Below are 11,607 nucleotides of genomic sequence, written 5' to 3'. Positions count from 1 at the left end.
GAACAAGAGCAAGCTCAAGCAGCACAAGCACAGGTAGCACAAGAGCAAGCACAACAAGAGCAAGCTCAAGCAGCACAAGCACAGGCAGCACAAGAGCAAGCACAACAAGAGCAAGCTCAAGCAGCACAAGCACAGGTAGCACAAGAGCAAGCACAACAAGAGCAAGCTCAAGCAGCACAAGAGCAAGCACAAAAAGAACAAGAACAAGAGCAAGCTCAAGCAGCAGCACAAGCACAGGCAGCACAAGAGCAAGCACAAAAAGAACAAGAACAAGAGCAAGCTCAAGCACAGGCAGCACAAGAGCAGGCACAAAAAGAACAAGAGCAAGCTCAAGCAGCAGCACAAGCACAGGCAGCACAAGAGCAGGCACAAAAAGAACAAGAGCAAGCTCAAGCAGCAGCACAAGAGCAAGCAGCTCAGCAACAGCAACAGCAGTCTCAACAGCAAGCTAGCGGCAAGTCTATGACTGTTGAAGCAACAGCTTATACAGCTAACTGTGCTGGATGCAGTGGTACAACAGCTACTGGAGTAAATTTAAAATCAAATCCAAATCAACGAGTAATTGCGGTTGATCCTAGCGTTATTCCATTAGGTTCAAAAGTATACGTTGAAGGTTATGGTCAAGCTGTAGCAGCAGATACAGGTGGCGCAATTAAAGGAAATCGAATTGATGTATTCGTTTCTTCAGATAGTGCTGCACAAGACTGGGGCAGAAGATCAGTTAAAATTACAGTTATCGACTAATACTAGTCTTATAGAATAGAAGTAAAGAGAGATGTCTTTTAGGAGACATCTCTTTTTTTATGCTTAAAATGAACGTTTGAAAAAATTAGGTCCGGGCATACTAAAATTTATAGTAGGAATTAGTTTGTTATATTAGTAATTATTTCTTGATTTATATACAATGTTTGAGTGTCCTAAAAAGCTGAAAATATGTCAGGAGTATAGAAATATGAAACTTTATAAAAAAATGGCTTTACTAATAGTGCTGGGTGTTATCGCAGGATTCTCGTATCTAGGCTATCAGGGATTATTTCAGCACGATGATCATTTGAATACGTCTAATCATAATCCTTTATCTTCTTCTAAACAGAAGCAGAATAGTATAGAAACTGTAGGGAACCCAGAATCCATTGCTGTGTTAGTAAACAAGCAAAATCTTCTTCCTGATCACTATGAACCCACTGACCTTGTATACCCGGACGTTCGGTTTATATTTAAAGAAAAAATTGAAAAGCGCCAAATGCGTACAGAAGCAGCAAAAGCATTAGAAAGGATGTTTTCAGCTGCTGAACGAGAAGGAATTTACTTAGCCGGTGTTTCTGCCTATCGTTCTCAAAGCCGTCAAGAATCTCTTTATCAAGCGTATATAAAACAAGATGGAGAAGCGGCAGCTAATCATTACAGCGCTCACCCAGGCAGCAGTGAACATCAGACTGGTTTAAGTATAGATGTATCAAGCAGCACCGGTAAGTGCGCGGCTCAAGATTGTTTTAAAGATACTCCAGAAGCCAAATGGATTGAAGCAAATTCATATAAATACGGATACATTGTTCGCTATCCAGAAGGAAAGCAGCAGATTACAGGTTATAAATATGAGCCGTGGCATATACGATTTGTCGGAAAAGAACTCGCCTCTAAAGTGTCTAAGAAAGGAATTACGTTAGAAGAATATTATAACGACTACATGCAAGTTGATAATCCGGTTCAATAAAAAAGAAGAGTGATATAAACTCTTCTTTTTTTGTATTGCTGAAATTTATCCTTACTTTAAAAGGTGGAATGAGGGAAAGATGTAGAGATGAACCACGGGATGCTATATCCTATGCCTTACTAGTAAAAGAGTTAACGTTTATAAATTATAATGAATTTTGTGATAAAGAATACTCATGTTCGTTTTCATTTCCCTTCACATATTCTACAAAAAAGGGAGGTGAAAGAAAATGAGTTTTTACGGAGGTTATGGTTATGGGTACGGAGTAGGTCACGGAAGTAGCTTTGCGCTAATCGTTGTGCTATTTATTTTACTAATTATCATCGGTGCTTCATGGGCAGGGCACTATTAATAAGGTGTCCATAAATAAACTCCCTTGAAATAATTCAAGGGAGTTATCTGTTTTTATCTATAAGTAGGTAACTGTAAGTACGAAGTGCTTACATATCCTTTAAAGCCGTTGTATTCTACAAAAGCCCAATCAAATGAAAGCTTGTTATCTTTGGAGTAGCCCCAAGCTAAGAAGCTGACGCTTTTTCCTTTAGGAATAGTTGTTACAACTTTGTTGCTTGTGCTAGGCCCTGTGCGTAAATTAAGGTTAGCAGCTGTATGAACAGTAGTAGGGACTTTCATTAAATAGGAAGTACTGATATATCCGGTGCCGCCAATTATTTTAATGGCAGCCCAGTCTGCATTTACAAACTTGACTACTTCAATTTGATCTTTTTTTCTTAATGTATCAAGAATCTTTCCCTGAGTGCTAGGTTTTGAACGTATATTGAGTACGTTTGCGGTCACTTCATATACGCTAAACGGTGCGTTTATTTTTTCTGCTGCACTTGCTGTTTGCTCGTGAGTGAATGGCAGTGTTCCAGATAGAGATGAAAAAGTAAAGCCCGCTGCTAATGCTAAAACTGATATAGATTTTGTAATTGTCTTCATACAAATATCCAACTCCTTAGTGAAATAGGTAATAACTTTTCTATAACACTAAGAATAAGGGTTACTTGTTTCTAAGTTGTTACCAACATATATCCCAGTTGTAAATTTATAAAAGGTCTGTAAAAAAGTTTATTTCACCGACCTTTTAATAGTTTTATTGTTACTCCTCCTCGCGATCTTCCGTTGATTTGTAAAAAGAAAAATATACAAAAACAGATAATACTGTTCCATAAATGCTCCACAAAGCTAAAGCGAAAATAAATTCTTTCTGCAGGCAATAAATAATGGTTAAAGCAACTAGTGCAATAAAACTTATTAAAATGGTCTTTTTCATAAGCACCCCGCCTATTTAGTTTGATTACTCTATATGCTTTTTGATCTTGCTTTTACCCTATAATTATTCGACTATTGCGCTAAAGATGAAAGGAAAAAGTTAAATAAAGCCGAACTTATAATAAAAAGAAGAATGCAGGGGGCGTTTTATGTTAGAACAACATGTGTTAGAAGATATACAAAAGCTACAGTCTATTTGCGAACAAGAAGAGCACATAGAGCTGAAGCTGAATTTTGATATGTTACGAAGTCGAAAACAAAATGAAGTTAACGATTTTTTTCATTATGAAGATAATCAGCTTGTTGGGTTTATTGGTCTTTATGGGTTTGGGAATACAGTAGAAATATGCGGAATGGTCGCTCCTAGCTATCGCCGAAAAAGGATTTTTTCAAAGCTGTTTTCTCAAGCTTTACATATATGTAAGAAGCGTGGGTATACAGAGATTTTATTAAATGCTCCTGGCGATTCGGTTTCAGGCAGGAAGTTCTTAAAGCAAATTCCATGTTCATTTACTTTTTCAGAATATCAAATGAAGTGGACAAAAAAAGAATTGGAAGATGATAATCCCTTTGTTACACTTCGCTCTTCCCAATCAGATACTGATATGAAAATGGAAATGCAAGTTGATGTGGAATGCTTTGGTATGTCTTTAACAGAAGCAGCTGCTTATTATGAACAAACGAAAACGGAAGAACAGCAAATTCATTTTATCGTAGAGTACAATAGTCAAGCGGTTGGAAAGTTAAGGGTATCGTATGATAAAAGCGAAGCATGGATTTATGGATTTGGTATTTTACCTTCTTATCAAAAATTGGGAATAGGAAAAGCTGCTTTAAAACAAGTTGTTTTAAAGCAGCTTCGGCTAGGATATGATATATTTCTTGAGGTTGAAGCAAAAAACAAACGCGCTTTGCAACTCTACGAAACATGCGGTTTCAATTCATATCACGTGCAGGATTATTACGTATACAGCTTGTAGATAAAAAACACGGAAATCTTAGATTTTCGTGTTTTTTATTTATATATTAGATGATATGTGCTTTTTTGAGTAAATAATGAGAAAGTAGAGAAAAAGTGATATGCCCGTTGATAGAAACAGGGAAGGCCATACAAACATGATAGGAGCGCTGCAAGCAAGGATACACGTAAGAATACCTCCAATAAATGCTTTTCTAAATAATTGATAAGCCGTATACCCCAGGCTAATACTGACAAATACATTGATGAGGCTAAGAAAAATAAACGAAAAAAACAAATTATCTCCCCCCTTGTTTTTAATACACCATAAAAGAAATATTTCACATTTTTAGTGTAGCAAAAAAGAAAAAATTTGAATCCTAAAGGTGAAAAAGGAAGCAATCTGTGTTATGTATAGTAAAGTGAATGAAAGCGTTAAAAACGGAAATGAGTTAATAAAGCAATGCAGTAGAAAGAAAGGAGTAATAGGATGGAATTTGCCCATATCTTTACACTAAGTGTATCTGTTGTAACAGCTATTAATGTTTTATTAGCCGGTATTCTTATTTTCATCGAACGAAGAGATATAGGATCTACATGGGCGTGGCTTCTTATTTTATTTTTTATACCGATTGTCGGCTTTATTGTATATCTATTCTTTGGAAGACAGCTAAAACAGAAGAACTTTTATAAGTTATCATCTGATGAGCGGGAATATTTAAGATCTTCAGTAGATGAACAATTAAAAGAACTTAAAGCTACCCATGAATATCGAAATGATTTATTGATTCAACATAATAAACTGCTGTTTACTAATTTAAATTCTTCTAAGTCACTCGTGCGCACTGACAATGAAATTGATATCTTTAGTGATGGTAATCAGAAATTTGATGCATTGTTTGAGGACATTCGAAATGCTAAAAAAGAAATTAATATTCAATATTATATTATTCAACGAGATAATCTTGGCAAAAAATTAAGAGATGAGCTAACAAAAAAAGCAAAAGAAGGTATAAAGGTTCGTGTTCTTTATGATGAAGTAGGATCTAGAAAAATGACGCCATCATTTTTTAAGGAGCTTATTTCATATGGCGGCGAAGCACAGGCATTTTTCCCTTCAATTCTTCGCTTAATTAATTTTCGGATTAACAATCGAAATCATCGAAAGCTTTGTATTATTGATGGTGAAGTAGCATACATAGGAGGATTTAACGTAGGAGATGAATATTTAGGGTTAAATCCAAAAATGGGTTATTGGAGAGACACTCATTTTCGCATTAAAGGAGAGTCAGTGAACGATATTCAAGGGAGGTTCATTTTAGATTGGCATCAAGCAACAAAACAGCCAATTGAACTGGAACAATTTTTGCATCGTACAGAAACTCATTCTGGAACGGTTCCTGTACAAATTGTAGCAAGCGGGCCAAACTCGACTACTCAGCATCTGAAAAACATGTATATCTCATTGATTATGTCGGCCAAAGAAAGTGTGTACCTTCAAACGCCTTACTTTATTCCAGACGCAAGCTTTATGGATGCTTGTAAAATTGCTTTATTATCTGGAGTGGAGATTCATATTATGATTCCAAACAAACCCGATCATCCTTTTGTTTATTGGGCTACGTGGTCTCACGTCGGCGAGCTGCTGACGTATGGTGCGCATATTTATCTCTATGAAAAAGGCTTTTTGCATGCTAAAACGATTGTAGTAGATAATGAAGTGTCTTCTGTAGGAACGACGAATATTGATCCACGAAGTTTCAGCCTTAATTTTGAAGTGAATGCAGTTGTATATGACCAGCCTATTTCCAAAAAGTTGCAGAACCTGTTTCTTGAAGATGTGCAGTGCAGTTCAAAATTAACGCTCGAACGATATAAAGAGCGCTCTCTTCTTATAAAATTTAAAGAAGCGGTATCTCGCTTACTGTCACCAATTTTGTAATACAAATCATTGATATCATGAAACAGACTTGAATTTTTAGATTCAGGTCTGTTGTTTTATTGGTTTCTCCTTGTAAGGAGAGCTAGAGATAAAGTTAAAAAGTTTTACCAAAAAATCCAAGGGTATTAATACTATAACAAGCTAAAAAATGATAATACCTAGGAGGAATAGAAAATGACAAAAAATGTAGTAGGTACGTATGATTCAGAGGCAGCCGTTATTACAGCGATTCGAAATTTAAAAACACAGGGATATCCGGACAGTGCACTTTCTGTTTTGACAAACAGTGGCCTGCGTCATGAAAATACAGAAGCGATTGAGCATTCTGCAGGAATTGATGTGCAAACAGTTGATACAGATCAACACTCAAAACACCATCAATCCTTTATGGAGAAAATAAAAAATGCTTTTACTCCGTCTGAAGAAAAAATGGATCAAGATGTTAATCGAATCGAAAATCAATTAACCGAATATGGTGTACCTGCTGCAGAAGCTTCCTCATATGTATCTGATCTTAAAAAAGGAAAAGTTTTGCTGATGGTAGACGCAGTTGAGCATGATAAACACAATTCAGCTCTAGGACAAGCAGTGACACCTGCTGAAAAATCAGCTGACCCAATGAATGAAAAAATGTTATACGGCAATCACGAAAATAAAATAAGGTAATGTTGAAGTAACCAAATGCGATAATAAAAGACTGCGTTCTTAAATAAAAGCTAGTTAACGAAAGGAAGGGGACCGATGAGAAATCTAGAAAAAACGGAATATGAACTTGACTATTTAAAACAGCAGCAAGAAGTTAATCAGAAGCTCATCAAAGTTTCACAGTCTCTTGTTGCTACGTTAAAACAGTATGAAGAAGAACCAGAGAATACGGAAGTGCTAGCTGTTCTTGCTGACTTAGAAGGTCAGCAAGAGCAGCTAAAAGCAAAGACCGAAAAGATATCTAAAGAGCTTGCACATTTATAGAGTGAGATGAAAGAAGTTCCTATAAAAGGGACTTCTTTTTATGTTTTATCATAAACAATCTATTGTGAGAGAAAGAGAACCTTATATAATGGAACGTAAACGTTATGGAGAGGTTTTGTTTTAGATACATATAGAGGAGAAGAAACGCGATAAGAGATTATGTAAAAATAGGAAAAGGAAGAACGGTCATTCGCTCTTCCTCCAGCCGTATTGCTTATGATAGTGATTTAGAAACGTCCGCCGCCAAGTTGCTGTTCAGCCATTTGCACAAGACGTTTTGTGATTTCGCCGCCTACTGAGCCGTTTGCGCGTGCAGTTGTGTCAGGACCAAGAGTTACGCCAAATTCGCTAGCGATCTCATATTTCATTTGATCGATTGCTTGTTGAGCACCGTGTACTGCTAATTCGTTGCTGCTCTTATTTCTGCTGTTTGCCATCATAATCAACTCCTTTTATAAGGTTAAGATTATGATTTGATTAATAGATAGTTTTTATACATAAAATAAAAAAATTTTTTCAGGGACTTATAGAATATGCTTACTGGAATAAAGAACCAAAAGTTTCCGCTAGGTAACGGAAAATAATTATGTGTAGAAAGAGAGAGGGGACAAGTAAAATAGAACACAAGTAAGTAAGCGATTACAAAATAGTTAAGATAGAAGGAAAATTTTAATATTCCTATTCTATTTAAAAGGAGGAGATTTGCCATGTATCAAAGGTTAAAAAAGTCTGTACTATTTGCTATTACATTGAGTTTAGCAATTGGCATTGTACTCTCTTATGAGAAAGCAGCGCTGGCGAAGCAGACGCACGAAAAAGCTACATCCTATCGTACAGTGACAGAGATTTATGACTGGGGAGCGGCGATCACAAAAATTATTATTGACTTAGGTGAACCTGTTCCAACCAATTCACTTACAAAAGAAACGTTTAAGGTGCATGTGGCTCGAAGTGATAGTCGATTAGAACCGTCTTTATTGGAACAAGGAGATCGTACAGTAAAAAAAGCCTATGTATCCGATAAAGATGGACAACCAGCCGTACATACTGGAAAATATGCAGTTTTAGAAATGGAAGTTGGACCAGCTGTTTCATTAGGAGCACCACTAAATTATGATGAATATGGTACAGGATTAAATGCATGGATAGACAGTCAATATACCATTACTCAGCAAAAAGACATGGTAACAAATAAAGGAAAGTTGTCAGGGCTTGTAGTGAAAAAGTTTGCGGGGGAGAAAAAAGAACTCGTAGATGATTTTACAATTAAAAAAGGTATATATCAAAATATAGAATTAGCATACGCAAGTCATGCGCCGGCAAAGGATAAGAAAAAGAATCCATTAATCATTTGGCTACATGGTGGAGGAGAGGGAGGAACAGATGCAACAATTCCCTTATCTGCCAATAAAGCTGTTAGTTTTATCACAAAAGAAACTCAGGCTTATTTTGAAGGTGCCTACGTTTTAGTACCGCAAGCGCCAACAAAATGGATGGATGGTTATACGGGTAAAGCGGATGGAACTTCTATTTATAAAGAATCGCTGATGGCCTTAATTGAAGAATATGTTTCTAAAAACCCTGATATTGATCCCAATAGAATCTATATCGGAGGAGCATCTAACGGCGGATATATGACTATGCTTATGATTCGTGATTATCCAAAATACTTTGCAGCAGCATTTCCAGTATGTGAAGGACTAAATGATAGATTAATTACGAATCAAGATATTGAAAAGATGAAAGAAACACCTATTTGGTTCGTAGCCGCTAAGAATGATACAGTCCTTCCGCCAACAATTAACACTCTTCCAACTTATAAACGTTTGGTGAAAAGCCATGCAAATAATGTTTATTTATCACTATTTGAGGATGTGCATGACACCACAGGCTTGTATAAAAATAATGATGGTTCGCCCTATCAATATAATGGACATTCATCTTGGATATATCTGTATAATAATGAACCCAACGCTAAAATAAACGGAAGCACAACAAGCATAATGGAATGGATGAGCAAACAATCGTTGAAAAATTAATCATTTTAAAAAAAGCTGTTGCACATTGAACAGCTTTTTTATTTCTCTTTTAAAACGAAAGATTGTATCTAAAATAAACGATTGAATACTTTCGTGATAAAATAAGGAAAGAGATCACGAAGAAAGGAACAGTGAAAGTGAAACCAACCATTTACGATGTTGCGAAAAAAGCAGGGGTATCAATAGCCACTGTATCCAAAGTAATCAATCAAACAGGCCGTATTAGTGAAAAAACGATAAAAAAAGTAAATGAAGTAATGATGGAATTAGATTATCAGCCTAGCAGTGTTGCAGCGGCGTTAACAGGAAAAAAGACGTACACGATCGGTGTTCTAGTTCCTGATATCTCCAATCCTTTTTTTGCGGAGGTAGCAAGAGCTTTTGAAAATAGTGCTAGAGCAGCGGGATACACGCTTTTTTTATGCAGTACAGATCATCAAACTGCGCGCGAGCATGAATATATAGATCTTTTATTTAAAAAACAAGTAGATGGAATCATTATCGCAACCGAACTAAATGATACGAAGCTCGTAAAGAAGATCGTGAAGCATGATGTACCGCTTGTATTGTTTTCAGTTGACCATCCTTCTATTTCAACGCATGTAGTGACAATTGATAACGTTCGCGGAGGATATATCGCAGGTACGTATTTAATAGAAAAAGGTCATCAATCGGTAACGATTATGACTGAAAAAGATAGGAAAAGCAGTGAAGGACGATTAGCGGGATTTAAACAAGCGCTCACAGAAGCAAATTTATCACTAGAAAATCAGTCCATTATCAGCTGTTATTCAACAGTAGAAGATAGCAGGAGAGCCAGTAAACAGCTGCTTTCCTTACCTAATAGGCCAACAGCAGTCTTTGCATGTACAGATCTAATTGGGGTATCGCTCATAAACGAGGCAAGGAAGCATGGGCTTTCGATCCCGGGAGATCTGTCGGTAATTGGATTCGATAATACGATTTATGCTGATATTGCTGAGCCGGGTTTGACAACGATTGAACAACCCATTTCTCAGATGGCTACTAGTACGTTTGAACAGCTGTTAAAGTCTATGAAAAAAGAAGAGTATGCGAAACAGCGAGTAACGATTATTCCCGAACTAGTAGAACGTGCGTCCGTAAAAAAGTTATAAAATAGAGAAGGTAAAAAAGCTGCAGGTGTTGAGACACCTGCAGCTTTTTCTTCTTAAGCATATTTATAGAGAGACCGGACTTTTGACTTCGTTTATTGTTTCGCCTTTAATAGTTGTCTCTGTTGGAATCGTAAGGAAACCAGTTAGAAAAGCACCAAAGAAGTATAAGCAAGCAAAGATCCAAATTACGCCGCCCGTGCCCAAAAGACCAATAAAAACGGTTACAATTAAAGGACCTACAAAAGCAGAAAGTCCAGATCCTAAGTTCAACACAGACATTGCAGCTCCCTTATTCTCCGGAGCTAAAGAAGGCACTAACGCTGTAAGAGGAACATAACCTGCTAGTGTTGCACCGTAACAGCATGCTACAATCATCATTACCCAATAATTATGTCCGACGAATTGCGGTACATAGTAGAGAGCAAGTGTTACAATTCCGCATCCAACTCCGCCAAACCATTTGATGGTATTTACCCAGCCAAACTTATCTCCAACAATACCAAAAATAATATTAAAAGCCATATTCACAAAAAACAATGTACCCCAGATTTGCAACCATTCACTCATCGTAAAATCATGTTTCATCATATATGTTGGCAAGAAAACAACAAATCCAAATTGAGCAGCAGAGTTAATAATCTTTACGATGCCGCCAATCCCTACTTTAGGGTTCTCAAATGCAATTGTAATCCCTTTCATTAATTCTTTTGTTTTATTATCGTTTACTTTTTGTACGGTAAACTTGTCTTTATTCATAATAATCGAAAAGATTCCACCGATCAAAACAAAAAGTAAACCACTCCATAAGGTAGCGATTTCGCCAATTTTTGGAACCATATAACTTGAGTAAAAGGCTCCAATTACGCTTAATCCAAGCTGGAAGACAAACCAAAACCAGCCTACTGCTTTTGAAAGCATTTCCTGGGGCGTGCGGTAAGACACCCAGACCAAGAACGAGTAAGCAAATAAAGGGTAACCAAATCCTCTAAGGGCATAACAAATTAGTATAATTGTGTAATTCATAATATGAAGTCCTAAACCTATAAATCCAATGGAACCAATAATAAAGGATATCAAGCCGAATGCCATTGCTTTTCTAGGACCCCACAGCTGAACCAGTACGCCGGAGAACCAGGAAGAAACAGAGACCGTAATGCCGTAAACAGTAAACAGTAAAGCAGCATGTTCAATGGTTAAACCTTGTTCTACAAGATAAGGAGATAACCATCCTTGTTCTAAACCATCGCCAATCATAAAAACAATAATACCTATGTATCCCCACGTTAAATGAGAAGGGATCCCAATCCTGTCTAAAGCCGTTTTTCTGGAAATAAATTCATTCATTTTCCACACCACCAGATCGATTATTTTGTGTAAAACATCAAACTAATTTGGTTAAGCGCTTAATCTATTTGATAAAAAGTATACGCTTACATTTTTTGAACGTCAATTAAAATTTTAAATATATATAATTTTCAATTAAATTATTTTAATCATAAAAATATTAGTGCGTAAGGCAATAATCAATGAATTCATGATAAAAATACTTAAATATAGAGAATTTCTTTATGTTT

Annotated in this window: 13 protein-coding genes; 9 read left to right on the top strand and 4 right to left on the bottom strand. The window is 36.4% G+C overall.

Annotated features, from left to right (window positions below; genetic code table 11):
- The 3 genes from AC3WJG_RS23650 to AC3WJG_RS23640 all read left to right on the top strand — a co-directional run.
- On the top strand, positions 1–744 hold a 744-nt coding region (locus AC3WJG_RS23650), incomplete at its 5' end, for a 3D domain-containing protein (protein ID WP_492588638.1).
- A gap of 208 nt (positions 745–952) precedes the next feature.
- On the top strand, positions 953–1,714 hold the full coding sequence (locus AC3WJG_RS23645; RefSeq protein WP_492588636.1) for a M15 family metallopeptidase: 762 nt from the start codon (positions 953–955) through the stop codon (positions 1,712–1,714).
- 229 nt (positions 1,715–1,943) lie between these two features.
- Positions 1,944–2,066, top strand: coding sequence for a YjcZ family sporulation protein (locus AC3WJG_RS23640; protein WP_081085221.1), 123 nt, complete (start codon positions 1,944–1,946; stop codon positions 2,064–2,066).
- A 53-nt stretch (positions 2,067–2,119) separates the two neighbouring features.
- On the opposite strand, the gene AC3WJG_RS23635 is transcribed toward AC3WJG_RS23640, so the two are convergent.
- Together AC3WJG_RS23635 and AC3WJG_RS23630 are read right to left on the bottom strand one after the other, a co-directional pair.
- On the bottom strand, positions 2,120–2,656 hold the full coding sequence (locus tag AC3WJG_RS23635; RefSeq protein WP_028410207.1) for an SH3 domain-containing protein: 537 nt from the start codon (positions 2,654–2,656) through the stop codon (positions 2,120–2,122).
- A 160-nt stretch (positions 2,657–2,816) separates the two neighbouring features.
- Entirely contained in the window at positions 2,817–2,990 is a 174-nt protein-coding gene (locus tag AC3WJG_RS23630; protein ID WP_013081589.1) for a hypothetical protein, read from the bottom strand.
- Between the two features lie 148 nt (positions 2,991–3,138).
- Between AC3WJG_RS23630 and AC3WJG_RS23625 the strand changes: the two genes are divergently transcribed.
- From AC3WJG_RS23625 to AC3WJG_RS23610, 4 genes are all read left to right on the top strand, one after another.
- Positions 3,139–3,969: a GNAT family N-acetyltransferase gene (locus AC3WJG_RS23625; protein ID WP_136790488.1), complete on the top strand. Its 831-nt coding sequence runs from the start codon at positions 3,139–3,141 to the stop codon at positions 3,967–3,969.
- Positions 3,970–4,437: 468 nt separating this feature from the next.
- Positions 4,438–5,889: a cardiolipin synthase gene (gene cls / locus AC3WJG_RS23620; RefSeq protein ID WP_028410209.1), complete on the top strand. Its 1,452-nt coding sequence runs from the start codon at positions 4,438–4,440 to the stop codon at positions 5,887–5,889.
- Between the two features lie 174 nt (positions 5,890–6,063).
- On the top strand, positions 6,064–6,555 hold the full coding sequence (locus tag AC3WJG_RS23615; RefSeq protein ID WP_028410210.1) for a YflT domain-containing protein: 492 nt from the start codon (positions 6,064–6,066) through the stop codon (positions 6,553–6,555).
- 75 nt (positions 6,556–6,630) lie between these two features.
- Positions 6,631–6,858, top strand: a complete 228-nt coding sequence (locus AC3WJG_RS23610; RefSeq protein ID WP_028410211.1) for a hypothetical protein — start codon at positions 6,631–6,633, stop codon at positions 6,856–6,858.
- Between the two features lie 227 nt (positions 6,859–7,085).
- Here the strand turns inward: AC3WJG_RS23610 and AC3WJG_RS23605 are convergent, their stop codons facing one another.
- Complete coding sequence (locus AC3WJG_RS23605) at positions 7,086–7,295, bottom strand: alpha/beta-type small acid-soluble spore protein (RefSeq protein WP_016762907.1); 210 nt, start codon at positions 7,293–7,295, stop codon at positions 7,086–7,088.
- 270 nt (positions 7,296–7,565) lie between these two features.
- Here AC3WJG_RS23605 and AC3WJG_RS23600 point away from each other — a divergent pair, with 270 nt between their 5' ends.
- Both AC3WJG_RS23600 and AC3WJG_RS23595 read left to right on the top strand, forming a co-directional pair.
- The gene (locus AC3WJG_RS23600; protein WP_102813476.1) at positions 7,566–8,897 is read left to right on the top strand and encodes a prolyl oligopeptidase family serine peptidase; all 1,332 of its coding nucleotides are present in this window, start codon (positions 7,566–7,568) and stop codon (positions 8,895–8,897) included.
- Between the two features lie 137 nt (positions 8,898–9,034).
- Complete coding sequence (locus tag AC3WJG_RS23595; RefSeq protein ID WP_028410213.1) at positions 9,035–10,033, top strand: LacI family DNA-binding transcriptional regulator; 999 nt, start codon at positions 9,035–9,037, stop codon at positions 10,031–10,033.
- A gap of 63 nt (positions 10,034–10,096) precedes the next feature.
- Here AC3WJG_RS23595 and AC3WJG_RS23590 read toward each other — a convergent pair whose 3' ends face one another.
- Positions 10,097–11,377 carry an MFS transporter gene (locus AC3WJG_RS23590; protein ID WP_098579375.1) on the bottom strand — a complete coding sequence of 427 codons (1,281 nt, stop codon included), beginning with the start codon at positions 11,375–11,377 and terminating at the stop codon, positions 10,097–10,099.
- Positions 11,378–11,607: the final 230 nt, after the last annotated feature.

Source organism: Priestia sp. FW507-14D1A (genome assembly GCF_058781295.1).
Note: the sequence above shows the minus strand (reverse complement) of the source record. Positions and strands in the feature narration are given on the sequence as shown.